At 71.8% G+C, this 25737-nt stretch carries 22 protein-coding genes; 11 read left to right on the top strand and 11 right to left on the bottom strand.

Features of this window, described 5'->3' with window-relative positions:
* Window positions 1-48: 48 nt before the first annotated feature.
* Complete coding sequence (locus tag DEJ13_RS02695; protein WP_111107672.1) at window positions 49-915, top strand: CPBP family intramembrane glutamic endopeptidase; 867 nt, start codon at window positions 49-51, stop codon at window positions 913-915.
* On the opposite strand, the gene DEJ13_RS02690 is transcribed toward DEJ13_RS02695, so the two are convergent.
* The gene (locus tag DEJ13_RS02690; RefSeq protein ID WP_056123193.1) at window positions 896-1228 is read right to left on the bottom strand and encodes a hypothetical protein; all 333 of its coding nucleotides are present in this window, start codon (window positions 1226-1228) and stop codon (window positions 896-898) included. The genes DEJ13_RS02695 and DEJ13_RS02690 overlap by 20 nt on opposite strands.
* A gap of 252 nt (window positions 1229-1480) precedes the next feature.
* Between DEJ13_RS02690 and DEJ13_RS02685 the strand changes: the two genes are divergently transcribed.
* A complete protein-coding gene (locus tag DEJ13_RS02685; protein ID WP_181437101.1) occupies window positions 1481-2818 on the top strand; it encodes a PP2C family protein-serine/threonine phosphatase in 1338 nt (445 codons plus the stop codon).
* 93 nt (window positions 2819-2911) lie between these two features.
* On the opposite strand, the gene DEJ13_RS02680 is transcribed toward DEJ13_RS02685, so the two are convergent.
* Entirely contained in the window at window positions 2912-3475 is a 564-nt protein-coding gene (locus DEJ13_RS02680; RefSeq protein WP_111107670.1) for an arsenate reductase/protein-tyrosine-phosphatase family protein, read from the bottom strand.
* Window positions 3472-4761, bottom strand: a complete 1290-nt coding sequence (locus tag DEJ13_RS02675; RefSeq protein ID WP_056123219.1) for an adenylosuccinate synthase — start codon at window positions 4759-4761, stop codon at window positions 3472-3474. The genes DEJ13_RS02680 and DEJ13_RS02675 overlap by 4 nt, the downstream gene beginning before the upstream one ends.
* Before the next feature lie 349 nt (window positions 4762-5110).
* Here DEJ13_RS02675 and DEJ13_RS02670 point away from each other — a divergent pair, with 349 nt between their 5' ends.
* Both DEJ13_RS02670 and DEJ13_RS02665 read left to right on the top strand, forming a co-directional pair.
* Window positions 5111-6706 (top strand): hypothetical protein, encoded by a 1596-nt coding sequence (locus DEJ13_RS02670; RefSeq protein ID WP_111107669.1) that lies wholly within the window; start codon window positions 5111-5113, stop codon window positions 6704-6706.
* 77 nt (window positions 6707-6783) lie between these two features.
* Window positions 6784-7662, top strand: a complete 879-nt coding sequence (locus DEJ13_RS02665) for a L,D-transpeptidase (RefSeq protein ID WP_111107668.1) — start codon at window positions 6784-6786, stop codon at window positions 7660-7662.
* 96 nt (window positions 7663-7758) lie between these two features.
* Here DEJ13_RS02665 and DEJ13_RS02660 read toward each other — a convergent pair whose 3' ends face one another.
* Both DEJ13_RS02660 and DEJ13_RS02655 read right to left on the bottom strand, forming a co-directional pair.
* Window positions 7759-7929: a hypothetical protein gene (locus DEJ13_RS02660; protein WP_181437100.1), complete on the bottom strand. Its 171-nt coding sequence runs from the start codon at window positions 7927-7929 to the stop codon at window positions 7759-7761.
* Window positions 7930-8101: 172 nt separating this feature from the next.
* Window positions 8102-11710, bottom strand: coding sequence for a S8 family peptidase (locus DEJ13_RS02655; protein ID WP_111107667.1), 3609 nt, complete (start codon window positions 11708-11710; stop codon window positions 8102-8104).
* Between the two features lie 161 nt (window positions 11711-11871).
* Between DEJ13_RS02655 and DEJ13_RS02650 the strand changes: the two genes are divergently transcribed.
* From DEJ13_RS02650 to DEJ13_RS02640, 3 genes are read left to right on the top strand one after another with little or no spacing between them, the layout of a single operon-like run.
* The gene (locus DEJ13_RS02650; RefSeq protein ID WP_111107666.1) at window positions 11872-12516 is read left to right on the top strand and encodes a TetR/AcrR family transcriptional regulator; all 645 of its coding nucleotides are present in this window, start codon (window positions 11872-11874) and stop codon (window positions 12514-12516) included.
* Window positions 12513-13241, top strand: a complete 729-nt coding sequence (locus DEJ13_RS02645; protein ID WP_111107665.1) for a hypothetical protein — start codon at window positions 12513-12515, stop codon at window positions 13239-13241. Before DEJ13_RS02650 ends, DEJ13_RS02645 begins: the two co-directional genes overlap by 4 nt.
* Window positions 13238-15307: a YhgE/Pip domain-containing protein gene (locus DEJ13_RS02640; RefSeq protein ID WP_111107664.1), complete on the top strand. Its 2070-nt coding sequence runs from the start codon at window positions 13238-13240 to the stop codon at window positions 15305-15307. Before DEJ13_RS02645 ends, DEJ13_RS02640 begins: the two co-directional genes overlap by 4 nt.
* Window positions 15308-15452: 145 nt before the next feature.
* On the opposite strand, the gene DEJ13_RS02635 is transcribed toward DEJ13_RS02640, so the two are convergent.
* Together DEJ13_RS02635 and DEJ13_RS02630 are read right to left on the bottom strand one after the other, a co-directional pair.
* Complete coding sequence (locus DEJ13_RS02635) at window positions 15453-16250, bottom strand: NAD-dependent epimerase/dehydratase family protein (protein WP_056123242.1); 798 nt, start codon at window positions 16248-16250, stop codon at window positions 15453-15455.
* Window positions 16251-16260: 10 nt separating this feature from the next.
* Window positions 16261-16788 (bottom strand): endonuclease domain-containing protein, encoded by a 528-nt coding sequence (locus DEJ13_RS02630; RefSeq protein WP_146245340.1) that lies wholly within the window; start codon window positions 16786-16788, stop codon window positions 16261-16263.
* A 620-nt stretch (window positions 16789-17408) separates the two neighbouring features.
* Between DEJ13_RS02630 and DEJ13_RS02625 the strand changes: the two genes are divergently transcribed.
* A complete protein-coding gene (locus DEJ13_RS02625) occupies window positions 17409-18407 on the top strand; it encodes a LacI family DNA-binding transcriptional regulator (protein WP_111108259.1) in 999 nt (332 codons plus the stop codon).
* 443 nt (window positions 18408-18850) lie between these two features.
* Here the strand turns inward: DEJ13_RS02625 and DEJ13_RS02620 are convergent, their stop codons facing one another.
* Both DEJ13_RS02620 and DEJ13_RS02615 read right to left on the bottom strand, forming a co-directional pair.
* Window positions 18851-19525, bottom strand: a complete 675-nt coding sequence (locus tag DEJ13_RS02620) for a TrmH family RNA methyltransferase (RefSeq protein ID WP_111108257.1) — start codon at window positions 19523-19525, stop codon at window positions 18851-18853.
* A gap of 45 nt (window positions 19526-19570) precedes the next feature.
* Entirely contained in the window at window positions 19571-20281 is a 711-nt protein-coding gene (locus tag DEJ13_RS02615; protein ID WP_111108256.1) for a TetR/AcrR family transcriptional regulator C-terminal domain-containing protein, read from the bottom strand.
* A gap of 92 nt (window positions 20282-20373) precedes the next feature.
* Between DEJ13_RS02615 and DEJ13_RS02610 the strand changes: the two genes are divergently transcribed.
* Genes DEJ13_RS02610 through DEJ13_RS02600 form a run of 3 tightly spaced genes read left to right on the top strand, consistent with a single transcriptional unit; the run spans window position 20374 to window position 22625 of the window.
* Window positions 20374-21171 (top strand): HAD-IIA family hydrolase, encoded by a 798-nt coding sequence (locus DEJ13_RS02610; RefSeq protein WP_111108255.1) that lies wholly within the window; start codon window positions 20374-20376, stop codon window positions 21169-21171.
* A 2-nt stretch (window positions 21172-21173) separates the two neighbouring features.
* On the top strand, window positions 21174-21980 hold the full coding sequence (locus DEJ13_RS02605; RefSeq protein ID WP_111108254.1) for a trans-aconitate 2-methyltransferase: 807 nt from the start codon (window positions 21174-21176) through the stop codon (window positions 21978-21980).
* Window positions 21981-21986: 6 nt separating this feature from the next.
* On the top strand, window positions 21987-22625 hold the full coding sequence (locus DEJ13_RS02600) for a nucleotidyltransferase domain-containing protein (protein ID WP_111108253.1): 639 nt from the start codon (window positions 21987-21989) through the stop codon (window positions 22623-22625).
* A 225-nt stretch (window positions 22626-22850) separates the two neighbouring features.
* Here the strand turns inward: DEJ13_RS02600 and DEJ13_RS02595 are convergent, their stop codons facing one another.
* Both DEJ13_RS02595 and DEJ13_RS02590 read right to left on the bottom strand, forming a co-directional pair.
* Window positions 22851-24671, bottom strand: coding sequence for a phosphatase PAP2 family protein (locus DEJ13_RS02595; protein WP_181437126.1), 1821 nt, complete (start codon window positions 24669-24671; stop codon window positions 22851-22853).
* Between the two features lie 136 nt (window positions 24672-24807).
* Complete coding sequence (locus DEJ13_RS02590) at window positions 24808-25716, bottom strand: CPBP family intramembrane glutamic endopeptidase (RefSeq protein ID WP_181437127.1); 909 nt, start codon at window positions 25714-25716, stop codon at window positions 24808-24810.
* Window positions 25717-25737: the final 21 nt, after the last annotated feature.

The following is a 25737-nucleotide window of genomic DNA, read 5'->3' as shown; positions in this document are numbered from 1 at the left end:
CACTCGGGCCGACCACCCGAGTCCGACCACGAGGGATCAGGGGCCCACATGACCGACACGTCGACCAGCTCTGGATGGCGGCGCTTCTGGGCACGCGGAGGATGGTGGCGCACCGTCCTGCTGACGGTGGTCTACCTGCTCGTCTACTTCGGCGTCAGCCAGCTGATCGGGCTGCTCGTCCGACCGGCGCTCGACCTCGACGACGTGTACGGCGACCCGACGAGTGTGCTGCTCGGGGTGACCCTGCCGGTCCTGGTGATGGGCGTGCTGCTGCTGGTGTTCGCGCGGTCGCTGGGGTGGCTGCCGCACCTGTTCCGCCGACGCACCGACCGGGCACCGCGGTGGATTTGGATCGCGGTGGTCATCACGATCGTGCCGCCCGTGCTCAAGCTCGCCGGCACTGATTGGTCGCGGTTCTCGGCGCCCCTGGTGCTGTCGATCCTGTTCATGGGGCTGTGCGTCGGCCTGGCCGAGGAGCTCCTGACGCGCGGCTTCGCGGTGGACCTGCTCGAACGGCACGGGTACAGCGAGCGGGCGGTGTTCGTGCTGTCGTCCCTGGTGTTCGGGCTCATCCACCTGCAGAACCTGCTCGGCGGCGGGAACCCGCTGCTGGTGTTCGCGACCGTCGGCTACGCCGTGGGCTTCGGCGCGATGATGTACCTGGCGCTGCGGGTCAGCCGGTGGCTCGTGGTGCCGATGCTGCTGCACGCGCTGACCGACCCGACGACGCTGATGGCCGCCGGAGGGCTGAACGACGCGACGGCGACCGCGGGATCCCCGTCCGCGCTGGTCACCGTCGCGTCGCTGTTCAACTTCGTGTACATCGTCTTCGGCGTCGTCGCGGTTTTCCTGCTGCCCGGACGACGTCGTGCCGGGCGGAGCGCCGAACCGGCTGCTAGTCGACCGGGCGGATGACCGTCGGCAGCATGACGTGCAGCCGGTCGGCCAGGTTGGCCTGGGCGTCCTCGAGCGACGCGAAGTCGCCGACGACCATGCCGAAGGTGTCCGAGGCGACGTAGCGACCGCCGAGCTTGTCGACGGAACCACCGAAGTAGCCGCCGTAGTTGGCGATCCACTCGCCGTCGGTCTCCTGCGTCCAGGACAGGCGGGCGCGCTGGGCACGCTGGCCGGTGACTGCCTCGGCTTCGAGGATCGCCATGATGTCGACGGTCTCGGTGTCGACGGTGACCTCGCGCGGCGTCGCGGTCTGCGTGGTGGTCGTGCTCATGGCGGTGCTCCTGTCACGTTCGGGGTACGTCTTGCGGTGATGACAACCTACGACGACATCGTCCCGGATCCCTAGCGTTGCGCGCCCTTTCACGGGTTGCGCAAGGGAACTTCGTGATCATCCCCCCGGATCTGCGGGCAGCACGACGCTGAGACGGGGTACACGCGCCCGAACGGGGTACCCCGGTGGCACGCGTTCGGGGGGACTCGGGGACGCCATGACGGGCCGCCGGGCCACTAGCCTTCGATGAGCATGTCTCGCCCCACCAGCATCTTCGACAGCGCACTCGTCCGACAGGCCCCGATCAGCGGTCTGGTCGGCCTCGCGGTGCTCCTCACGACGGTCGTGCCCGACATGCCGGTGACCGGGTCCGCCGCCTTCCTGGCGAGCATCGTCGTCGTCGCCGTCGCCACCCTGTTCGCGGCGTTCGCGCCGCACGCGGCTGCACTCGTCCCCGTCGTCCTGGTGCTCGACTTCGTCGCCCTGGCGCTGCTGCGCAGCGGGACCGGCGCGGGTGCGTCGGTGTTCACGTCCATGGTCGTGCTGCCCGTGGTGTGGTGGGCGTCCCTGCCGCGGCGTCGCACCATCGTCTTCGCGATGGCCGGCGTCGTCGGGGTGATCCTGGCGCCCTTCGTGCTCATGCCGGACGGGGCTCCTGGCGTCAGCGAACTGGTCCGTCTCGGCACCACGCTCATCGTGTTCGGCTCCGTGGCCGCCGTCGTGCACGAGCTCGCCGGACGTGCGCGCGCGAGTGTCGAGGCCGCCGAGGAGCGCGAGCAGCAGGTCCGCACCGAGATCGAACGCGCGGCCGTGGTGCAGCGTTCCCTGCTGCCGTCGTCCGCGGACGGCTCGACGATCAGCAGCACCCCGTTCGGCAGCGCCGCCGTCCACACCCGGTCCCTCGGGACGCTGCAGGTCGCGGGCACCTGCCTGCCGGCCAAGAGCGTCGGCGGGGACTTCTTCGACTGGTACCCGACCGACGACGGACTCGCCCTCAGCCTGGGCGACGTGATGGGGAAGGGCGTCGGCGCGGGACTCATCGCCGCCGCCGTCCGCACGACCCTGCGGAGTGCCCGCGCCGTCGACGACCCCTCGATGGCGCTGCACCGGGCGTCCGACGGACTCACCGCCGAGGACGGCCGCAGCGTCGTCGCGTTCACCACGCTCTTCCACGCTCGCCTGGGCAGCGACGGCTCGATGCGCTGGGCCGACGCCGGACACGGACTGGCCTTCGTGCTGCGGGCCGACGGAGGGGTGGAGCGACTGCGCTCGTCAGACCTGCCACTCGGTCTGGGCATCCGCGACGAGTGGCGCACCTCGACGGGCACGCTCGACCCGGGCGACATGCTCATCGCCTTCAGCGACGGCGTGCTCGACCTGTTCGGCGGCCGCGACGACGCGATCGACGCTGTGGCGGCCCTCGCCCGCGGCGAAGCGGACCGCGACCCGGCGGCGCTCGTGACCGTCCTGGCCCAGCGGGCCGACGCGGTCGTGCACGACGACGACGTCACCGTCGTGGCGCTCTGCCGGCAGCCCGTCACGGTCCCCGCAGCGGTGGACGCGGACGCCGGACTCGCGCGCTCCGTCTGACGGCGCCAGTCGGACACGCGCAGCGCACGTCACGGACTGGAGGCGCGGTGCCAGCCGGCACCGCGCCTCCTGTCCGTCTCCTGGTCGCGCCGGTCAGGCGACTGCGCGCAGCGCTCCCGCGATCACGGTGAGTGCCCGGTCGATCTCGTCCGCGACCCGCTCGTGCGTCGCCGTCGAGCGCCGGTAGGGGTCGTCCACGTCGTCGTCGGCGGGATCGGCCGGTGGCGGGACGGTCCCCCGCAGTCGGGCGACCCGCTCGACCAGTTGCTGTGGGGTGGTGACATCGTCCAGGTCGCCGGCCTCGAGCCCCTGCAACACGCGGGCGAACTGCTTGATCGTGAACGCCCGCTTCGATGCCCGCGGTGCGAGCTGCACCGCCGCCGCCCGGTGGGAGCGCTCGGCGGTCAGCACGAGGTCCGCGCTCGCGACGATGTCGGAGGTCAGGTACCGCGAGGCATGCGCCGACGGGTCCCCGCCCAGCCGCGCGGACTGCTCGGCGGCCGCGCCGTCCATCGCCGCGCCGTCGTCCGCGATGGTGCCGGCGGACTCGACGTCGAACGACGCCGCCGCGTCACCGAGACGGGCACGCAGGACCTGCGCGCCGAGCGGCGACCGACAGATGTTGCCGCTGCAGACGAACAGGACGCGCACGCTCACGCCCCGAGCAGGTCGTGCCGGACCACGATCGCGTCACGGCCGGGCCCGACGCCGATCGCCGAGATCCGCGCACCGGACATCGCCTCGACCGCCAGCACGTAGTCCTGGGCGTTCTTCGGCAGGTCCTCGAACGACCGGGCGCCGGTGATGTCCTCGGTCCAGCCAGGGAACTCCTGGTACACGGGCTTGGCGTGGTGGAAGTCGGACTGGTTGACCGGCACCTCGTCGACCCGCTGCCCGTCGACCTCGTACGCGACGCACACGGGGATGGTGTCGAGCCCGGTCAGGACGTCGAGCTTGGTGAGCACGAAGTCGGTCACGCCGTTGATCCGCGCCGTGTACCGGGCGATCGGGGCGTCGTACCACCCGCAGCGACGCGGTCGCCCCGTGGTGGTGCCAAACTCGAAGCCGTTGGCGCGCAGGAACTCGCCCGACTCGTCGAACAGCTCGGTCGGGAACGGACCGGCGCCGACACGGGTCGTGTACGCCTTGACGATGCCGATGATGCGCTCGAGCTTGCCCGGGCCGATCCCCGAGCCGGTGGCCGCGCCGCCCGCGGTGGCGGACGACGAGGTGACGAACGGGTAGGTGCCGTGGTCGACGTCGAGCATGGTGGCCTGGCCCGCCTCGAACAGGACGGTGTCGCCGCGCTCGAGTGCCTGGTGGATCTCGAGCGCGGTGTCGGCGACCATCGGGCGCAGGCGGTCGGCGAAGGACAGCAGCGACTCGACCACCTCGTCCACGTCGATGGCACGGCGGTTGAAGACCTTGACCAGCAGGTGGTTCTTCTGGTCGAGCGCGGCTTCGACCTTCTGGCGCAGGATGTTCTCGTCGAAGATGTCCTGGATGCGGATGCCGACGCGGTTGATCTTGTCGGCGTAGGTCGGTCCGATGCCGCGGCCGGTGGTGCCGATCTGCCGCTTGCCGAGGAACCGCTCGGTCACCTTGTCGATGGTGCGGTGGTAGTGCGTGATGACGTGGGCGTTCGCGGAGACGCGGAGCTTGGAGACGTCGACCCCGCGGGCCTTGAGGGCGTCGAGCTCCTGGAACAGGACCTCGATGTCGACGACGACGCCGTTGCCGATGACCGGGGTGACGCCGGGCGTGAGGATGCCGGAGGGCAGCAGGTGCAGCGCGTACTTCTCGCCGCCGACGACGACCGTGTGGCCGGCGTTGTTGCCGCCGTTGAACTTGACGACGTAGTCGATGCGGCTGCCGAGGAGGTCGGTGGCCTTTCCCTTGCCCTCGTCGCCCCACTGGGCGCCGATGATGACTGCTGCGGGCATCTGGTTCTCCTCACGTTGGCGGAGGACCGCACGCGACCGTTGGGCCGGTGGTCCACCCGAGTCTATCGAACGGCCACCTGCCCGTCACCCGCTCGCTGCTGGCCACCGGCAGTCGGAAGCGGACAGTCCGCGACACCCGTGCACCCCAGAACGGGGGGCATTCCATTCCGGGGTGGAACGACTCCATCGTTTCGACATAGTGTTCATGCGGCAGCGTTCAACTGACGATGCCTCGGGGTTTCCCGCCCCGTCTTCCGAGTGCCGCACGCGTGCGGCACCGACCGGTGTTCACCCGAGCCCCGGTGCCCGATCGCCGTGCCGTCTGCTGCACGGAGAGAGCAGTTCATCGATGAACAAGTCCTTCTGGACCAAGAAGGCCATGGCCCTTCCGGTCTGCGCCGCGATCGTCGTGGGCGGCGTTGCCCTCGGCGCCACCCCCGCAATGGCCAACCCGGCCGACCTGTCCGTGACCAGCCAGTCGGTCTCCGGCCGCGTGCTGACGGTCAACGGCACGGGCACGCCCGGCGAGAACATCCAGCTCGACGCCTCGACGAGCACCCGTCACGCCATCAGCACCGACGGCACCTGGACGATCACCTACACGATCCCGACGGGCAACGACGCCGCGCAGACGTACACCGTGCGCCAGACGCTGCCGAACGGCCTCAACACCGACGGCACGACCACGATCACCGCCGCGCCCCAGGTCACCCCGGCGTTCGCCATCAACACCCACACCGTCTCCGGTCGCACGCTGACCGTGACCGGCACGGGCACCCCGGGTCTCACCGTCCAGGTCGACCCGCCGAACGGCGGCGTCAACCGCGTCCGCATCGGCAACGACGGCTCCTGGACGCTGACCTACCAGATCCCCGAGAGCGCCGGCACCGACACGAAGACGTACACCATCTTCGAGCAGAACAACGGCTTCCAGACCCAGGCGCAGGGCAGCTTCACCGCCGCCGCCGAGGCGACCCAGGCTGCGTTCTCGGTCACCAGCCCGAAGAACGGCGACGACGTCGCCTCCCGCACCGTCACCTTCACGGGTACCGGCCAGCAGGGCGACACGATCAACCTCCTCGACCCGAACGGCGACCGTCTGACCGGCGTCGTGGTGGTCGGTGCAGACCAGACCTGGACTGCCACCGTCACCTTCCCGAACTCGGCTGCGCGCGCCCAGGCTGTCCGCGTGACCGACGTGCGCGGCGGCAGCGGCGCCGGCGACACCACGGTCAACATCACGTTGCCCGCCGTCGCCCCGGCGTCGCAGTTCTCCCTCGTCACGCCGAAGAACGGCGACACCGTCGACTCGCGCACCGTCACCTTCACCGGTACCGGCACCCCGGGCGACCTGGTCAACACGCTGAACGCCGCGGGTGACCGCGTCGCGCCGCAGGTGCTCGTCGCCGCGGACGGCACGTGGACCACCACGGGCACGTTCAGCGACTCGGCTCCGGTCGTGCAGAACCTGTCCGTCAACCAGGTCGGTGGCGGCCAGGGACAGGGGACCGTGGACTTCACGATCAACCTGCCGGCAGCGGACACCGCACCGTCCACGACGCCCCTCACCCTGATCACCCCGAAGGACGGCTCGACGGTCGACTCCCGCACGGTGACCTTCTCGGGCAAGGGCACCCCCGGTGACGCGATCGCCGTGGTGAACGCCGACGGTGACGTCGTCGCACCCGCCGTGCTCGTGGGCGAGGACGGCACGTGGACCACCACGGGCACCTTCTCCGACTCGGCGTCGACCAAGCAGGACCTGACGGTCGGTGAGGTCGACACCGACCTCAACGTCGTCGACACGATCGACTTCTCGATCACCCTGCCGGCCGTCGCGACCGGCACCACGCCCGGTGCGGGCACCGGCACCGGCACCGGCACCGGCACCACGCCGGGGACGGGCACCCGCCCGACCGGCACCCTCCCGGTCGTCGCTGGCTAGTCGTCACACCAGATCCGCAGGCGGGGGCACGACCATCGGTCGTGCCCCCGTCGGCGTCCCACCGGAGGAACCACCGCATGACCCGCACCCGCACCATCCGCGCGGCAAGCACCACGCTCGCCGCTGCGCTCCTCCTGACGCTCGGGCTGACCGCCTGCACGGCGCAGGACACCACGACGAGCACGAAGCCGACGACCACCCGGAGCGCCAGCGCGACGCCGGACGCCTACTCGGCGCCGAGCGCTGCACAGATCGCGATCCTGCCGGAGGCGCAGTACAACGCCGTCATCGGGGGCTTGCTGCCCTACTACGAGTCGACGATCCCGAAGGCCGCCGACGAGACGTACACGATCAGCGCGGACGCGCCGCTGTACGGCGACGACCACAGCAAGCCGGTCGCCCGGCTCGCCGCGAAGAACTTCCTCGGCGACCCGACGGTCGTCGTCCCGGTCAAGGTCTCCGGCCCCTGGGCGATGGTGATGACCCCGGCACGCCAGGCACTCCCCTCCGCGGTCAAGGACGGCGCCGCCGCACAGAGCGCCGCCTGGATCCGTCGAGACCTGCTGACGAAGCAGACCGCACTCAAGGACCACGTGGTGATCTCGGTCGGCAAGCAGACCGTCTCGATCGTGGGATCGGACGGCAAGACCGTGCAGGAGTTCCCGGCCGGCGTCGGCGCCGGCGGCACCCCGACCCCGACGGGCGTCATCGGGTACATCCAGGCCCGGTACCTCGACCCGGCGCAGAACCAGACCGTGCACCCCATCCAGCTGACGACGCTGCACTCGTCCGCAGCGGACGAACCGTACGGGGGGAACGACGGCGGCCTGATCGGCGTGCACTACGAGTCCGTCGCCCGCGGGGCGGTCTCACACGGGTGCGTCCGACTCGACGGCGACGCCGTCGACGCGGTGAACGCGCTGCCCGTCGGGACGGTCGTGCAGATCGTCGCGTAGCGCGCCGGTCACCGCCTTCGCTGGCCAGACGACGAACGGGAGGCACGGTGCCAGCTGGCACCGTGCCTCCCGTTCGTCACATGGTGACGTCCGCGATCAGCCGCGGAAGAAGTCCGCGTAGCTCGGGTCGCCGACCGGCTGGCTGTGGCCCGGCTCTGCCAGGCGCTGCTCGATCATGGCCTGGATCACGTCCGGCGGGGTCAGTCCCCGTCGACGCCACTCCATCGGGTTCGAACGGAGCTGGGAGAGGGTGTTCTGCGTGTGCATGGCACAACCGTGGCACTGGATCACTAATTTGTCTAACTACCTGTCCGCTCCCCGCACTGAATCCTGCACTCGCTCCCACTCCACCCCTCCCCCGTCGAGGGAGCAGAAAACGTCGAGTCCCGAAGTGGGACCCGACGTTTTCTGCTCCCTCAAGGCCGGGGCAGGCCGATCATCAGCGCTTGGCGACCGTCGCGGTCTTCGCCGAGGTGGCGGAGCCGTCCTGGTAGCCCTTCGCCTTCGCCGTGACCGTGACCTGGAAGCGGTGTCCCTGGTCCGAGGTGCCGAGCTTGTACGTCTTGCTGTCGGCACCCGTCACCGCCGTGCCGTCGCGCAGCCACTGGTAGGAGTAGGAGACTCCACGAGCGTCCCAGTTGCCGTGCTGCGCCGTCAGCTTCTTGCCGACCTTCGGCGTCCCCGACACGGTCACCGCGCTGCCCTCACGGAGCGACAGGACGGGCGCGGCGACCGAGGTCCCGAGCGTGTCCACCTGGTCGCCGACCGCGTTGTGCAGGTGCAGCAGCAGGATGCGGGGCGTCGACGTGGTGTCGGCGGCGCGGGTCACCTGCAGCGACCCGGCGTCGGAGAACAGCACGCCGGCCGTCCCGCCCTGTGCGAAGGACAGCCCCGGTGCGGCGGGGTCGAACGTCGCCGTGGCGGTGTCGTCCACCACCGAGGAACCGTCCGTGGCCCGTGCCGGTGCGTACGCCGACTCGGTCAGGACCGAGTAGTCGAACGCCCCCGTGACGCCGATGGCGCTCTGCGAGACCGTCAGCACCTTCACCGCGCTGTCGAACGTGTTGACGTCCTGGCCCGGTGCCCCGCCGTTGAGCGGCTGCGAGTCGAGCGTCTCGCCGGTGGCGAGGTCGATCGTCGTCGCGAAGGTGGCGTCCACCGCTGCCGACTTGGCGTCGTACACCAGGTAGTCCGGCGTGCCGTCTCGGTCGGCGTCGATGAGCACCTCGACGTTGGTCACGGCGCCGGGGTCGGCGTCGGGACCGGTCGTCTGGACGCCGAACGCCAGGGTTCCGTCAGCCGCGCTGGCTCCGAAGGCACGGACGTCAGCGGCCTGCAGCGACTGCTTCGCCGAGCCGTCCGGGAACGACTCCTGCGGGTCCGTCCCACCGAGCACGAACGGTGCCACCAGGGCCCCGGTCACGCCGCGGCCGGACAGGGCCACGTCGGCGGTCGTCTGGTCGGCGGCGAAGGTGGTGTCCGCACCGTGCACGGCGCTGACGGCCTTCGGGGCCGCGTAGGTGGCCAGGCGGAGCGGGTTGTACTTCGACTCCGTCGGCGTGAAGGTCACCAGGCCGGTGGCCGCGGCGACGAACTCACGCTCGTAGCCCAGCTGGACCGACTCCTGGGTGGGGTCGATCGTGCGGGTGAGCTTCGTCGGGTCGGCGATCGTCATCGTCAGGGTGACGGTGGCGGTGCCGTGCGGGGTGACCGTGACGCGCTGCTTGTCGACCGCGAACGCCACACCGCCCTGGGCGACACGCGACTGGTACGCCACGTCGTACGTGTGCGGACGTCCGTCGGTGTTCTTGATCTGCAGCGTGCGCTTCTCGGTGGTCGGCGAGGCGACCTCGACGACGCCGAACGACGCCGTGACGAGCTGGTCGTTCTCGACGCTGCGCACCGTGGTGCCGGCGGTGACCGCCTGCAGCGCGTCGACCCGACCGGTGCCCTGGCGGAGCAGGGTCGCGTTGCCGTCACCGTCGCGCACGTCGTGCGTGGCGGTGTTCATGAGCGTCGCCTTGACGTCAGGCGCCGACCACGTCGGGTGCGACTCGAACGTCAACGCGGCGATGCCGGCCACGTCCGGGGTCGCCATCGACGTGCCGCTCATCGACATGCGGCCGTCACCGGTGCCGTTGGCCGCGGAGATCACGTTGACCCCGGGGCCGGCGATGTCCGGCTTGACGATGTCGTCGAACGAACCGTGCACCCCGCGGCTGGTGAACTGCGCGAGCGTGTTCACCGCGTCGGCGTCGGTCGCCAGCTGGAAGCCCTTGAGCTCGTCGGCGAACTTGACGTGCAGGGTCCCGGCCTGGGCAGCAGCCTGGAGGCTCGCCGCACTGTCCTTGGTCAGCTCGGCACCCGGGATGGTCGTGTTGCCGGCGATCCCGCTGTCGAAGGTGTTGATCGTCCCAGCGAGCAGGACACCGACACCGCCGGCGGCCTGGACGTTGTTGAACCGCACGCCCGAGCCGCACTCGAGCTGCGCGTCGGTCCACTTGAGCCAGACCACCTTGCCCGCGATGGCCGCCGCGTCGGCAGCGCTGAACGCGGCGCACCCGTCGACGTTCGTGGTCGGGACGACGACGTCGCCCTCGACCGGCAGCGCGCCCTGGTAGTTCTGCGAGTACTGCGCGGCGTAGGTCTTCGCGACGTCCGCCGGGGCGGTCGCCTGGACACCGTCGAACAGGCTCTGGCCGGTGGCACTGGCAGCGACCGTCAGGGCGCCCTCCGCGTTGCCCGGCGAGCCGCCGATGTCGGTGAAGTCGTCGGCGTTGCCCGAGGCGATGACGGGCAGGACACCGCGCGCGGTGAGCGCGTCGATCTTCGCGTTGTCGGGGTCGTCCGGTGCGCCGTAGTCCGAGCCGAGCGACAGGTTGAGGACGTTGATGTCCTTGCCCTCGGTCAGGGCCTGGCCGACCCAGTCGAGTGCGGCGCCCGTGACGTCGGTCGATCCGCCGTCGTCACCGAACACCTTGAGGGCGTACAGGCCGGACTCGGGCGCAGTGCCCGGGCCGATCCACATGTCCTGCACGGTCTGCGTCGTCAGGGTCTTGTAGTTCCCCGTGAAGGTCTTCTTGTCGGCGGTCAGCCCGTAGCCGGCGATGGTGCCGGACACGTGCGTGCCGTGGTCACCGCCCTTGCCGTCGATGGGGTTGTCGTCCGGCGCGGGGGTCGGGTCGTAGGCCGGGCTCGACGGATCCGCGTTGTACGTGGGGCCGGCGAAGTCATAGCCGCCGAGGAACTTGTCGGCGTCGTAGGAGCCGGCCGTCGGGGCGCCGGTGTTGGCGAGTGCTGCGGCGTATGCCTCGGCCGTGCCGGGACCGCCGAAGTCCGCCTGGGTGTAGTCGAGTCCGGTGTCCAGGACCGCGACGTTGACGCCCTTGCCCGTGTGACCGGTCTGCTGCCAGGCGTCGAGCGCCCGCGTGTAGACGTCGCTCGCGGCGTTCTTCGGCGTGACACCGTCGGCGCCGGGCTTCACGAGGTCGGGGTCGACGCCGCTCGGGGCCGCCGTGGTGCTGTCGTTGACCGTGGGCTGCACGACCTTCTTCGGCGTGAGCGGGATGACGCTCGCGACGTCCGAACGCTCAGCGACCTTGCGGAGTGCGGCGACGTCGGCGACGACCGCGACACCGGGAACGGTGTACTCGGTCGTGTAGAGCTCGGTCGCGTCGCCGTCGGCGGACTGCACGGCCGCGCGGACCTGGTCCGTGGTCGAGGTGATCGCCGAGACGCGCTGCTTCGCGGCGGCCGACGGGGTCTTGGACCGGGTCAGGTCGCCGCCCTTGGCCTTCGCGTCCACGGCGAGGGCGCCTTCGCCCGTCGTCCGGACGAAGGCCGCGATGGTGGTCTGCGGCTTGGCGTTCCGCAGCGGCGCGGAGAGCTTGAGCTCGGCCGAGGACAGCCCGGAGGGGGCAGCCGACGCGGCTCCCCCGAACGCGAGTCCGCCGCAGGCCAGGGCTCCGGCGGCGACGAGCGCGGTGGCGATGCGGGTGATCCGCCGGTGGTTCGGGAGGTGTGGTTCGTTCGGTGTTGCACGGGTCACTGGGGGCACTTGGAGCTCCGTCCGTGTTGCTGGGGAATTGCCCTGAAGCTATGTGCTGTCACACAGGGAGGGGAGTCGGCACTTCGGGGGACTGGCCCTCGTTCGGGGTACGGTCGCCCGACGATCTTGCACATGCGTGTGCAGGTTATTACGATGGGCACGTGACCACCTCCGAGCCCTCCACCCGTGCCCCGCGGCGCGACGCGACCGAGAACCGCGCGGCGCTCATCGACGCCGCGAAGACCGTGCTGCAGCGGGATCCGGACGCGTCGCTCGAGACGATCGCGACCGCCGCCGGGCTGTCCCGCCGTGCGGTCTACGGACACTTCCCCTCGCGCGACGACCTGGTCCGCGCCGTCGTCACCGCCGGCGCAGCCCGGGTCGCATCGGCCATGCCGACCTCGTCCGACCTCGGCGACCTCCCGCCCGCAGCGCGCATCGCGGCCATCGCGGTCACGCTGTGGTCCGAGGTCTCGCACGTCCGCTCGATGGCCCGCATCGCGGTGCGCAGCCCGTTCGGCGAGTCCGTGGCCGAGGTGTTCGCGCCGCTGCGGGCCCAGGTGCGAGAGGCCTGCGCCCTCGGGATCGCCGACGGGTCGATGCGCTCGGACGTCGACGCCGCCACGCTCGGTCGACTGGTCGAGGGCGCGTGCATCGCCGTGCTCGACGAGGCGACCCGTTCGGGCACCTCGGACCAGGACGGTCGGCGCATGGTCGTCGTCTCGGCCCTGGGGATCGCCGGCATCGACTGGCGGACCGCACTGCTCAGCCAACCCGTCGACCCCACCACCCAGGAGCTCGCGTGACCACCCTCGAACTGCAGGACGCCGGCATCGGCGACGAGCCGGGCGCCGCGCTCCCCCGCGTGTCCGCCGTCGCCGGGCCCCACCGCCCGGGCATCGTCGCCGTCGAGACCGAACAGGCACCCGTGCTGGCGTCCCTCGTCGCCGGTGGGCGGATGCAGCCCGAGCACGGCCGGGTGCTGGTCGACGGACACCAGGACGCCGCGGCCGTACGCGGTGCGGTCGCCCTCGTGGACACGCCCGGTGTCGCCGAGCCCTTCCCCGTGATGACACTCCGCCGGATCGTGCGCGAGGAACTCGCCTTCGCCGGGCGACGTCCCTCCCGCGAGCACGTCGACACCGTGCTCGACGGGCTCGGCATGCGCGAGTACGCCGACACCGCCGTGCAGCGCGTGCCGACGGCCGTCCGCGTGCGGCTGCTCGTCGAGCTCGCCCTGCTGCGCGACGGCGTCACCACCCTCGTGATCACCTCGCCCGAGCGCCACGGCGGAGCGGTCGAGAGCTGGTTCGCCGTCGTGCGCGACGTCGTCGCCCGCGGGGTCACCGTGCTGCTGGTCACGTCGAAGGCCGCTGCCGAGACCGCTGAGCGCCTGCTGGCGACCATCCCGGCCCCGCACGACGACCTGCCCGAACCGGGCACCCCCGAACCCACCGGTCCCGACGACGCGACCCTTCCCGACGGAGACGCACCGCGCCTCCAGACCGCTCCCGTGGAGAACCGCTCGTGACCACCATCTCGCTCGTCCGCGCCGAACTGGCGCGCCTCACCGCCACGCCGCTCGCCCGGCTGGCGTTCATCGCCCTGATGGTCGTGCCGCTGCTGTACGGCGGCGCGTACCTGTGGGCCAACCGCGACCCGTACGCGGCGCTCGACAAGGTGCCCGCGGCGATCGTCAACCAGGACGCGGGCGCGACGCTCGACGGCAAGCGCGTCGACTACGGCACCGACGTCGCCGACCGGGCGATCGACGGCGCCGACTTCGCGTGGAAGGAGACCACCGCGGCCGACGCGCGCTCCGGCGTGCGGAACGGGACCTACGACTTCGTCGTGACGATCCCGCACGACTTCTCCTCGTCGCTGGTCTCGGCGCAGTCCGACGACCCCCAGCGCGCCGAACTCGTGATGACGACGGCGGACACGAACTCCTACCTGGCGTCGACCATCGCGGAACAGGCGGGCAAGACGATGCGCACCGCGGTCGCCGAGCAGGTCGGCAAGCAGGCCGCCAAGACCCTGCTGGTCGGGCTCGCCGACGTGCGGGACAGCCTGGGCGACGCGGTCGACGGCGCGGGGCAGCTCGCGTCCGGTGCGGCGACGGCCTCGGACGGTGCGGACCAGCTGGCGTCCGGCAACGCCGAGCTCGCCTCGGGTGCGGCGTCGCTGGCATCGGGCACGGCATCGCTGCCGGCGCAGACCACGAAGCTGAACAGCGGGGCGCAGCAGGTCGCTTCCGGGGCGTCCACGTTGTCGAGCGGGCTGCAGTCCGCGGCCGACCAGACGTCGGCGCTGCCGGCGCAGACCGCGCAGCTGGCGGACGGTGCGGCGAAGGTCGCCGCCGGCAACCAGGAGCTCGCGACCAGGGTGGACCAAGCGGCGGACACCGCCGCGGGCCTCCAGCCGATCGACGCCACGGCACTGATCCAGCAGCTCACGGCGAACCTGCCCGCGGGCGTCACCCTGACGGATGCCCAGAAGACGGCCATCACCGACGCGGTCACCACGGCGAACACCGCCGGCGAGAACGCGAAGGCCACGCTCGACGACACCCGGGCGAAGGTCGACCAGCTGAACGCCGGGTCGCAGCAGGTGTCCGCCGGGGCGTCCCAGCTCGCCGCCGCCGCGCCGACGCTGCGCTCCGGGATCGCATCCGCGGCATCCGGGGCGTCCACGCTGTCGAACGGCGTCGCACAGGTCGCCTCCGGCACCTCGGCGCTGGCCGCTGCGGCGCCGAAGCTGTCCGACGGCGCGTCGCAGCTGTCGTCCGGAGCCGCGTCGGCGTCCTCGGGGGCTGACTCGCTGGCGTCCGGGCTGCACACGCTCAAGGACGGATCCTCCGAGCTGGCCGACCAGCTCGACCAGGGCCGCACGAAGATCCCGGCGTCGACGGCGTCGCAGCGGAACGACCAGGCGTCGGTGATCTCCGACCCGGTCAAGGTCGGGGACGACAACGTCGCGGCGGCCGACAACTACGGCGCCGGCCTGGCTCCGTTCTTCATCTCGCTGGCGGCCTGGATCGGCATGTACGCGCTGTTCCTCATCCTGAAGCCGATCTCGAAGCGGGCGATCACGGCGGTGCGCAAGCCGCTGCGGATCGTCCTGGGCGGGTGGCTCACCCCCGTGGTGCTCGGCGTCGTGCAGATGGTGGCGCTGTTCTTCATCGTGCGGTTCGCCCTCGACCTGGGTGTGCAGCTGCCCGTCGCGACGATCGGCGTGATGGTGCTGGCCTCGGCGACGTTCGCAGCGGTCCTGATGGCGCTCAACGTCCTGCTCGGGTCCGTCGGGCAGTTCCTCGGCCTGGTGCTCATGCTCGTGCAGCTCGTCACGGCCGGCGGCACCTTCCCCTGGCAGACACTGCCCGGGCCCTTGGCAGCGCTGCACTTCGCCCTGCCGATGACGTACTCCGTCGATGCCCTGCGCCAGACGATGTACGGCGGGTCGATGGGTGCCGCGTGGTCCGACGCCGGCGTGCTCGCGTGCTGGATGCTCGGCGCGCTGCTGGTGTCGTACGTGGTGGCTGCCCGCCAGGGCCGCGCCCGCACCCTGCGCGACCTGCGCCCCAGCCTGATCGGGTAGCGCGCGCCCCCTTCCCCTCCCGATCGTCTCGTCGAGGGAGCAGAAAACGTCGGGTAGCCGCACGCTTCCCGACGTTCTCTGCTCCCTGGACGGACGTGGGCGGGGCGCGGGCGCGGGCGGGGCGCGGGCGGGGCGCGGGCGGGCGTCAGGCCTTGCGGCCGAGGGGGTCGACGGCGAACGAACCGCCCAGCCAGCGCTCGTCCTCGGGCGGGAAGGCAGCGAGATCGTCCGCGGTGAGGACAGCACCTGCGTCATCGACCGGACGGAAGCCGATCGCCGCGCCCGCCCTCAGGTCGGCCGGGGTCCCCGCGTTGGCGGAGAGTGCCCACACCACGTGGTGGCCCGGCTCGCGCAGGGCGACCGTCGCGAGCACCAGCCGTGCGAGGTCGTCCGCCGAGGTCCACATCAGCAGGGCACGGCGTGACGAGGGCCGCTCACCGAAGGCGCCGATCCGCGCCGAGACGACGGAGATGTCGTACCGGTCGGCGAACAGGCTCCCCAGCAGTTCCATGCCGGCCTTGGTCACGCCGTAGTACGAGTCCGGCCGGGGAAGTCGGTCACCCGGCACGCTCCCCGGCGGCACGTCCTCGGGCACACGGCCGACCGCGTGGATGGAGCTCGCCAGCAGCACGCGACGGACGCCGCGTGCCGCTGCTCCCTCGAGTACGTTCTTCGTGCCCGTGAGGTTCGCCGCAACGAGCGATTCCCAGTCCGTCTCCGCCGGGATGCCCGCCAGGTGCACGACCGTGTCAACCCCGGCGAGCGCGTCGTCCAGCGCGGCCTGGTCCGCCACCGACCCGAGCACGACGCGTTCGCCGTCGGCCGGGGGCGTCGACGGTGCGCGTTCGTCGAACAACGTCAGCTCGTGGCCGGACTGCAGCAGTCGGGACCGGAGGCTCGTCCCGATCCGCCCGGATGCCCCCGTGATCAGCAGCGTCGTCATGCCGCGGACCCTACGCGCGCGCTCCGATCAGGGCCGCCAGCGACGCGAGTGCCACGAACAGGTGCGTCGTGAGGTCGGACTTCGTCCACCGGAGGACGATCCACCCGAGCCGCTCGAGCTCGCGGTAGCGGCGGATGTCCGATGCCCACTGCACCGGGTCCGTTCGGTGGTGGTCGCCCTCGTACTCGATCGCGATCCGCTGCTCCGGGTACGCCATGTCGACCCGACCGACGAAAGCCCCTCGCTCGTCGAGGACCTCGACCTGCAACTGTGGTTCGGGCAGCCCCGCGCGCACGATCGCCAGACGGCACCGGGTCTCCTGCGGCGAGCCCGATCCGACCCGCACCAGGCCGAGTGCCGCACGCAGGTGGCGCGCCCCACGACACCTGCCGTGCAGCGCCGCGACGGCACGGAGTTCGTGCAGTGTGGTCCGGCACGCCTGCTTCGCGAGGATCGCGTCGCCGAGCACGACGAGGTCGTCGAGCGCCAGGATGGAAGCACACTCGACCCACAGCGAGGCCGGACTGCTGGCCGGCATGCCCCAACGAGCCCGGACGAGGGCCCGGGCCGGATCGGATCGGTGGCCGACGACTCCGACCCGCCGCATCTGGGAGGCGGGACAGACACTGGTCACGTGGATGCGGTCGTCGGCTGCGACGGCGGCGGGCAACGGCAGCTCCCACAGCTGCGCGGCAGTCGTGTGACTGACGTACTGCCCGGGCAACAGGACGGGACGGAACGCCCTGATCCGCGCGATCCCCTCCGGTGGAGCAGCACGGGACCACCGGATCGACCGTGTCGGACAGGTCAGGTCCGACCGGCGCAGACGCTCGCGCGAGATGCCAGCGCGATCGGCAGCATCGACGGCGAAGGGGCGCCCCCGCAGCGCGGGTGGAAGTGGTCGTGGTCGCATGCGACGACTGTGCCGGCGCCCGAAGCCGCGCGATGCCGGATGGCCAGCGCTGTGGAGAACGCACACCGAGCCTCCCGTGTGGAGGAGCGCTGGCCGCGTCGATGGAGCAGAAGTCGTCGGGTGAGGGGAGACCGCCCGACGTTTTCTGCTCCCTCGATGGAACTCGCGGGACGCGACGCACCCTCACGAAGACTCCAGGACCGCACCGATAGCATCGGAGGACGAGCTGGAGGTCGATGCCGACGATGCCTGACGCGAAACCCGCGACGATCTACGACGTCGCTGCCCGCGCGGGGGTGTCGAAGTCGCTCGTCTCCCTCGTGCTGCAGCGCTCCCCCCGGGTGAGCGACCAACGTCGTTCCGCGGTCCTCAAGGCCATCCAGGAGCTCGACTACCGCCCCTCGACGGCGGCCGTCTCGCTGGCCGGCACCCGCAGCCGCACGATCGGCGTCGTGCTCGACGACTTCCGCAACCAGTGGTTCGTCGACCTGCTGACCGGCCTGCGCGAGGCGCTGCAGGACCAGGGGCACCGGCTCGTCGTCGCGGACCGGTTCCTCAACACGGGGCTCGACGCCTCGCCGGTCGAGGGCTTCCTGTCCATGCGCGTCGAGGGCATCGTCATCGCCGGCGAGCCCGACACCGACCTGGCGATCCCCGCGAGCATGCCCCTCGTCATCGCCGGCGGCCGCGTTGCCATCCCCCGCGCCGACACCGTCGCGAACGACGACCGCGCCGGGGGCCGCATGGCCGCCGACCACCTGCTCTCGCTCGGCCACCGCACGCTCGGCTTCGTCGGGGCGGGCTCGGCCGCGTCCCTGGAACGCCGCGCGGGGTTCGAGGCCGGGGTGGCCGACAGCGCGACCGACGCGACGGTCGTCACCACGATCCTCCCGGGAGAACTGACGGAAGACGCCGGTCTGCACGCCGCGCGCACGCTGTTCGAGGAGCACCCGGACGTGACCGCGCTCTTCGCGGCGAACGACGTGATGGCGCTGGGCGCGATGTCCGCGTTGACCGAGCGCGGGCTGCGCGTCCCGGAAGACGTCTCGGTCATCGGGTACGACGACACCCCGGTCGCGGCGACGCGCTACGTGGGGCTGACGAGCATCGACGACCGGTCCGTCGAGATCGGTCGCGGGGCCGGCGAGCGCCTGCTCGCCCGGATCGCCGATCCGACGGTGGTGGCGCAGGAGTACCTGGTCGAGCCGCGGTTGGTCGCGCGGCGCACGACCGCCGCGCGCTGACGCGGACCGGCTCCGCCCGTTCCGGGCTGCCCGTTCCCCGTTGCTCGTTGCTCGCTGCCCGTTGCCCGCCCCCTCCCCCAGGTCGCACAACACGCCGCTCAGGTCCGCCGAAGTCGCCGGAACTGCTGCCGCCGCGCCCTCGCGACGGTGATCTGCGCGACCTCGGCGGTCCGCCGGCGGCAGGTCGTGCGACTACGGCAGTCCGGCGGCGGTGCCGGCCACCCGCGACCGACCGCCGTCGCAGCGAACGACCGCCGCGCCCACACTGATCGGACTGGAGGCCCGACGCATCCCCGGCACGTCGGTGCGGGGTTGCGGACCCCGGCCCCACAGCGCCGAGACACCCCAGCCACAGCCCGACACTGCCGGCGCTGCGAGACGCCGCCGCCGGGAACGGGGTCTGGCGCGCGCCGGGAACGGCGTCTGGCGCTCGCCGCGGCGGCTCACACCGCGGGCCGCGCCTCGGCGTGCTGGACGATCCACGTGTGCATCACGATCGCGGCGGCGGCGGACGCGTTGATGCTCCGCGTCGAGCCGTACTGCGCGATCTCGAGGTGGGCGTCCGCGCCGGCGACGGCCTCGTCGGTCAGGCCTGGGCCCTCCTGTCCGAACAGGAACACGCAGCGCTCGGGCAGCTCGGTCGACTCGAGCATCGTCGCGCCCGGGGTGTTGTCGATCGCGATGACCGGGCGCCCCTCGTCGCGCATGGCCTGCAGGAAGGCATCCACGTCGGGGTGGTTCCGCACGTGCTGGTACCGGTCGGTGACCATCGCTCCGCGGCGGTTCCAGCGGCGGCGCCCGATGATGTGCACGGTGCCTGCCAGGAACGCGTTCGCGCTGCGGACGATCGACCCGATGTTCAGGTCGTGCTGCCAGTTCTCGATCGCCACGTCGAACCCGTGCCGGCGGGTGTCGAGGTCGGTGACGATCGCCTCCATCGACCAGTAGCGGTAGTGGTCGAGGACGTTGCGGGTGTCGCCGTGCGCGAGCAGCTCCGGGTCGAGCCGGGGGTCCTCCGGCCAGGGGCGCGGGTGGGGTCCGACGCCGTTCGTCGTGCGCTCGTGCGAGGGCGCGGGTTCGGGCTGCGACGACGGATCCGTCGCGGGCTGGTCGGTCACCCGTCCAGCGTAGGGCGGCTCAGCCGGACGTCGTCGTCGTCGAGGTCACGCCGACTGCGGCAGCCGCGCCGCGATCCCGGCCAGCAGGACGTCCAGCCCCAGCTCGAACCGCGTGTCGTACGAGTGCGTGCCCAGGATCTCGCCGACCAGCGCGTGCCGCTCGGGGCGCCCGGCCTCGGAGTCGCCCCGACCGACCAGCACCCCGGCGTGCCCGACCACGAAGTCGTACACCACGAAGAACGTGTACATCGCCTCGACGTCGCTCAGACCGCCCTCCTGCAGCGCCCCGACGACCTTGGCGACGACCGCGTCCGACTCCGAGGACACCAGCGGGGCCCGCTGGCTGTGCGACTCGAGCACGAGCGGGTGCGTCACCATCAGGTCGCGGAACGTGCGGGCGAAGGTCCGGACGACGTCGTGCCACTCGTCCGGCCACACGAACGTCGCGGTGAACTCGTCGACCGTCTTCCGCACGAGCTCGGCGTGCAGGTCGTCCAGGCCACCGATCGTCCGGTGCACGGTCATCGGCGCGACGCCGAGCCGCAGCCCCAGCGCCCGGAACGACAGCCGGTCGAGGCCGTCCTCGTTCGCGATGGCCGTCGCTGCCGCGATCACCTGCTCGCGTGTCAGCGAGTTGGGCCGCCCCCGGCGTCGGTGTGTGTCAGCAGCAGCGCCCGCGGAGCCGGCAGCGTCAGCGGCCCTGGCATCGCGGGCGGAGCCGGCCGACGTGTCGGTGGTGGTCGGTTCGACGAGCACGGGGCCTCCTGGTTCCGGTACGTGTCCCGCAAAAACCCTATCGGTGCTCGGTGTTCACGGGCGCCCCGAGACGCGCCGACTAGTCTGACCGCATGGCATCCCGCGACGAGGTCGAGTGCTGGCTGACGGACATGGACGGCGTGCTCGTGCACGAGAACCACGCCCTCCCCGGCGCTCCGGAACTCATCCAGCAGTGGCTCGACGAAGGCACCGAGTTCCTGGTCCTGACGAACAACTCGATCTTCACGCCCCGCGACCTGAGTGCCCGGTTGCGCTGGTCTGGCATCGACGTGCCCGAGGACCGCATCTGGACGAGCGCCCTGGCCACGGCCGACTTCTGCAAGTCGCAGATGCCCGGCGGCTCGGCGTTCGTCATCGGCGAGGCCGGCATGACCACGGCCCTGCACGAGGCGGGATTCATCATGACCGAGACCGACCCGGACTACGTCGTCGTCGGTGAGACCCGCAACTACTCGTTCGAGGCGATCACGAAGGCCGTCCGGCTCATCCGTGCCGGCGCCCGGTTCATCGTCACGAACCCCGACGCAACGGGCCCGAGCGCCGAGGGCGTCCTGCCCGCGACGGGTGCGATCGCCGCGATGATCGAGAAGGCCACCGGCAAGCAGCCCTACGTGGTCGGCAAGCCGAACCCGATGATGTTCCGATCGGCGATGAACCGCATCGGCGCGCACTCCGAGAACACCGGGATGATCGGCGACCGGATGGACACCGACGTCCAGGCCGGCATCGAGGCGGGGCTGCACACCGTCCTGGTCATGACGGGCATCAGCGACCAGGCCGAGATCGACCGGTACCCCTTCCGCCCCAGCGAGGTCATCTCCGGCGTGCACGAGCTCGTCCGCTCGGAGCCCATCGAAGTCGAGATGTAGCGGTGCGGTGGGACCCGACGCGGTACGCCGCGTTCCAGGACGAGCGGTCGCGTCCGTTCCACGACCTGGTCGCCCAGATCGGACGGGAGGCCCCGCGTCGCGTCGTCGACCTGGGCTGCGGTCCCGGGACCCTGACCGCCACCCTCGCCGACCGCTGGCCGTCGGCCCACGTCGTCGGGGTGGACTCCTCGGCGGAGATGTTGGAACAGGCGCAGATGTCGGCTGATGCTGCCTCCCTGACCGAGCGGCACCCGAACCTGTCGTTCGAGCTCGCCGCCATCGAGGACTGGACTCCCACCGCGTCGGACGACGTCGTCGTGACGAACGCCGCGCTGCAGTGGGTCCCGTCGCACGTCGAGCTGCTGCCCGGCTGGCTCGCCGCGATGCCGTCGGACTCGTGGTTCGCGATGCAGGTCCCGGGCAACTTCGACTCCCCGTCACACGCGCTGATGCGGGAGGTCGCCGCCGAGGGTCCGTGGGCTCCCGCGCTGTCCGGTGTGCTCCGGGCGGACCCGGTCCTCGATGCCGCGGGCTACCTGGAGCTCTTCGAGGACAACGGCTTCGCGGCCACGGCGTGGGAGACCACGTACATGCAGCTGCTCCCCGGTGAGGACCCGGTGCTGGCCTGGGTCCGCGGTACGGGGCTCCGTCCGGCGCTGGCCGCACTCGACGCCGTCGATCCGACCGGCGAGCTGACCGCCGCGTTCGAGGACACGTACGCCGCTCGACTGCGCCAGGCCTACCCGCATGGCCCCCACGGCACGGTGTTCCCGTTCCGCCGTGTCTTCGCGGTCGCCCACAAGCGCTGAGCCCTCGTGCGACGACGGCACGACCCCGCGGTCGACCTCTGGGAGCCGCTCTCCGTCGACGCGGTCTCGTCCCTGATCGACGGCACGACGGCCTGGCTGTCGGGCGGCGTGGGCATCGACCACTGGCTCGGGCGTGTGACCCGACGGCACGGGGACGTCGACGTGAGCGTGACCCGGCGTGATCGCGCAGCGTTCCTGGCGTCGCTGCCCGGCTCGCTCCGGCCGTTCGCGGCGCAGGACGGCTGGCTGACGCCGCTCGACGAACTCGGCCCCGCAGACGCAGGCCCGGACGACGCGGGCCCGGACAACGTCTGGTGCCGCGACCAGCGATCCGGTCGATGGGTGCTCCAGGTCAACGCCGAGGACGGGGACGACACGACGTGGGTCTACCGGCGCGATCCGTCCGTGGTCCTGCCGTGGCGCCGAGCGGTCCTCGTGGTGGCGGGCGTCCGCACGGTCGCGCCCGAGGTCCAGCTCCTCTGGAAGAGCCGCGCGCCACGTCCGGTCGACGAGTCCGATCGGCGGCATGTGCTGCACCGGCTCGACGCGGGCGCCCAGACCTGGCTCCGGCACGCTATCCGCACCGCCCACCCCGACTCCCCCTGGGCGATCGCGACCGACGATCAGGTTCCTTCCGCGCGATGACGAATCCGGTCGCCTCACCCCGGGTTCGCCGAACCTGATTCGTCATCCGCGAGGACGCGTCTGCCCGCACCCGAGCGAGCTGCTCATCCACGGGGCCGGGTACCGGGAAGCGGGCTCGGCGGGACGTGCGGGGCGGGACGTGCGGGGCGGGACGTGCGGGGCGGAGGTGGGACGAGCCTCCAGGCCGGCCGACGCTCGATGCGCCGACCGGCCCGGTGGGGTGACTCAGCCGCTGACGACGGGCAGGTGGACGCCGGTCGTCGTCCCGGCGTTGCCGGTGCTGCCGGTCCCGCCAGCGCTGCCCGTGCCGCCCGTGGTGCCGCCGGGCGTGCCGGTGGTGGGTGCCGCGGTCACGGTGATCGCGAGCGGGTCGACGACCGCCGAGGCGCCCGAGGCGTCCACCAGGTCGACGGTGTGCGCGCCGGCCGTCGTGCCCGCCGGGATCGTGACGCTGCCGGTGGCGGCGCCGCTCGCGTCGGCGGTCAGCGTGCCGACGACGGTCGGGTCGCTGGCGAGCACGACCTGGTAGGTCGCGCCGGCGGTCAGGCCACTGGCTGCCAGGGCGAGCTGCGAACCGGCCTGCACGGTGGTGCCGTCCGGTGCGGTCAGGACGCCGGAGACGACCTTGGCGGTGCCGCCGGTCGCGACGACGGTCGCGGTGCCGTCCTGCGCCACGGTGACCGTGGCGCTGGTGGCAGCCGCCAGGTCGAGGCGCTCCCACGAGCCGTTCGCGGTGCCGGACTGGTCGAGCGGGTCACCCGAGGCGATCTCGGTCTGCGCGAGCACCGCGGTGCGCTGCGCGTCGGTCAGGGTCGGGAACGTGCTGAGCAGCAGGTTCTCGGCGCCGACCGGGACGCTGGCGGCCAGGCCGGTCGTGCCGGTCTTCGCGAACCCGTAGTCCATGCGCTCGCGGTAGACCTTCACGGCCGAAGCGCGGTCGGTCACGATCTGGGACGTGCCGCCCGGGATCGCCTTCCCGCCGTAGGGGTTGTCCTGGTACGGCTTCTCGGCGGCGATGCACGTCGCCAGGGTGTTGCCGCACTTGGACTCGAGGTAGCTGACCAGCTCCTTGCGGGCCGGCTCGAGCACACCGGTGCGGAACGCGGTGTCGGACCAGCGTGCGGCCAGGGCGGCCTCGCCGTCCATGCGTCCGCCCATGATGTCGAGCGGGTAGTGCACGCCGAGCACGATGCGGTCGTTGCCGTTCTCGGATGCGCGGGCCAGGATCTCCGGCGCGAGCTCGGGGACCAGCGTGGCCAGGGTGATGCCGGCCTGGTACGCGGTGGTGGTGTGGCCGCTCGGGAAGGACCCACCGGTGCAGATGCCCTGGGTTCCGTAGCCGGCGTCGAGCACGACGTCGCTCGGCGAGAACTCGTGCGTGGTGTCCGTCTGCACGGGCACGCGCGTGATCGTCAGGTTGCCCTTGGCGTCCGCCCATGCCGTACCGGTGCGGTTGCCCGCGAGCGACGAGGCGTTGACCTTCGCAGGCGCGCAGTTGACCTGGTCGTCGCCGGCCGGCAGGGTCGCGGAGGCGTCCGTCGGCAGGTAGGGGCGCGGGTAGCTGAAGTGCGTCTTCGCGGTGCCGGTGCCGACGTAGGCGCCGGTCGTGCCCGTGTTGCTGTTGATGAGCGCCTCGGTCAGCGGCAGGTCGCCGTTCTGCCGGCCCTGCAGGTAGAGCTTCTCGAGCGCGTCGCCGAGCCCCTGTCCCACCGTGGAGGACTGGTCGTACCCGGTCGGGGCGTTCTTGTACTCGGAGTCCTGCAGCGCCGTGAACTGCTGGGCCTTCGTGGCGTTCTGGTTGATCCAGGAGGTCAGCTGGTCGTTCTGGGCGAGCGTGGCACCGCTGACGACCGTGCCGTGCAGGTCGTTCGTGCCGCTGGACTTCCAGAAGGAGTCGTAGCCGCTCAGCAGCGAGACGAGGTCCGGCTTGGCGGTGTCGCTCGGGTAGGTCGCGGCGTTCGCCACGAGCGGGTTGCCGATGACCAGGGACGTCGCGATCGCTGCGACGGTCACCCCCGTGGCCATGGCGCGTGCGGATGTGCGCATGCGTGGTTGCCGCCCCGGAGGGGCGGCGCTCCTTCCTGTGGACCCGCCGGCGACAGTGTCGGGCAGGGCTCGGTTCCCGGGATGGGATCGCAGCGACGGTAAGGAGGCCCGGTGTCGGTCCGAGGAACAGTTGCCGTCAGACAGGTGAACCAGCCGGTGTGTCTGTGCGGCTTCGCAGGTCGTTCCGGCCCGGAACTGCTTCCGCCTGTCCGCGGGGCGCTGCGACGTCGATGGGCGGGACGTCGCGCCAGCGGCGCCGCAGTCGTCGCGGCCGGTCGTCGCGCCAGGCGACGAGTCCTCCGGCGACCACGCCGAGGGCGAGCACGGCGAAGGCGAACACGCCGAGCACCCCGGCGACGGCGATGTCGTCGAAGCCCTGGCGCGACGTGGCGGACACCGCGATCGAGCCGAAGTCCCAGGCGGCGTGCAGCAGCACGGGCAGGAGCAGGTTCCCGGTCAGCCGGCGGGCGACGTAGAGCGTCGAGCCGAACGACGCCGCGAAGACCACCTGGACGAGCGTCGGACCGATGCCGGCGCCGGCCAGGGCGTTGAGCAGGTGCAGCAGCCCGAACAGCACGCACGAGGCGATCCACACGCCGAACTCGGGCAGCCGCCGACGGAGTCCCACCAGCAGCACGCCCCGGGTCAGCAGCTCCTCGAACACCCCCACGAACAGCACGCCCACCCCGAGCAGCACGAAGTAGTGCCAGGGCAGCGCCGTCCAGTCGACCAGCGGCAACCGCGCCAGGCACACGACGGCGATCAGTGCGGGGGCGACCCAGGTCCAGCGTGGACGGCCCCGGGTGGGGTCGACGGTCGCGATCCGCCACCACCCCAGCCCGGTGACGACCGCGGCGAGCGCCAGCGCGGCGATGCCCTCCGGCACGACGAGCGCCCGCACGACGCTGTCGACCGTCAGCCCGAGCGACGGGTAGTCGTCACTCGGGCGGGAGCGCCAGACGCTGATCGCCGCGAAGACGACGAGCGGCGCGAGCCCGACCAGCAGGGAGGGCGGGACGGGCCAACGACGTCTGTGGGCGGGCATGGTGTGTTTGTACCATTGACG

Origin of the sequence: Curtobacterium sp. MCLR17_007 (assembly GCF_003234655.2) — a bacterium.
Taxonomy (GTDB): Bacteria; Actinomycetota; Actinomycetes; order Actinomycetales; family Microbacteriaceae; genus Curtobacterium.
The sequence above is the reverse complement of the archived record's forward strand: the minus strand, read 5'-3'. Positions and strand labels throughout refer to the sequence as shown.

Bases quoted from the DNA above. Each gene is read 5' to 3' on its own strand.
- DEJ13_RS02695 (WP_111107672.1), top strand. From the start codon at position 49: ATGACCGACACGTCGACCAGCTCTGGATGGCGGCGCTTCTGGGCACGC.
- DEJ13_RS02690 (WP_056123193.1), bottom strand. From the start codon at position 1,228: ATGAGCACGACCACCACGCAGACCGCGACGCCGCGCGAGGTCACCGTC.
- DEJ13_RS02685 (WP_181437101.1), top strand. From the start codon at position 1,481: ATGTCTCGCCCCACCAGCATCTTCGACAGCGCACTCGTCCGACAGGCC.
- DEJ13_RS02675 (WP_056123219.1), bottom strand. From the start codon at position 4,761: ATGCCCGCAGCAGTCATCATCGGCGCCCAGTGGGGCGACGAGGGCAAG.
- DEJ13_RS02670 (WP_111107669.1), top strand. From the start codon at position 5,111: ATGAACAAGTCCTTCTGGACCAAGAAGGCCATGGCCCTTCCGGTCTGC.
- DEJ13_RS02665 (WP_111107668.1), top strand. From the start codon at position 6,784: ATGACCCGCACCCGCACCATCCGCGCGGCAAGCACCACGCTCGCCGCT.
- DEJ13_RS02660 (WP_181437100.1), bottom strand. From the start codon at position 7,929: ATGCACACGCAGAACACCCTCTCCCAGCTCCGTTCGAACCCGATGGAG.
- DEJ13_RS02635 (WP_056123242.1), bottom strand. From the start codon at position 16,250: ATGACGACGCTGCTGATCACGGGGGCATCCGGGCGGATCGGGACGAGC.
- DEJ13_RS02630 (WP_146245340.1), bottom strand. From the start codon at position 16,788: ATGCCGGCCAGCAGTCCGGCCTCGCTGTGGGTCGAGTGTGCTTCCATC.
- DEJ13_RS02625 (WP_111108259.1), top strand. From the start codon at position 17,409: ATGCCTGACGCGAAACCCGCGACGATCTACGACGTCGCTGCCCGCGCG.
- DEJ13_RS02610 (WP_111108255.1), top strand. From the start codon at position 20,374: ATGGCATCCCGCGACGAGGTCGAGTGCTGGCTGACGGACATGGACGGC.
- DEJ13_RS02595 (WP_181437126.1), bottom strand. From the start codon at position 24,671: ATGCGCACATCCGCACGCGCCATGGCCACGGGGGTGACCGTCGCAGCG.
- DEJ13_RS02590 (WP_181437127.1), bottom strand. From the start codon at position 25,716: ATGCCCGCCCACAGACGTCGTTGGCCCGTCCCGCCCTCCCTGCTGGTC.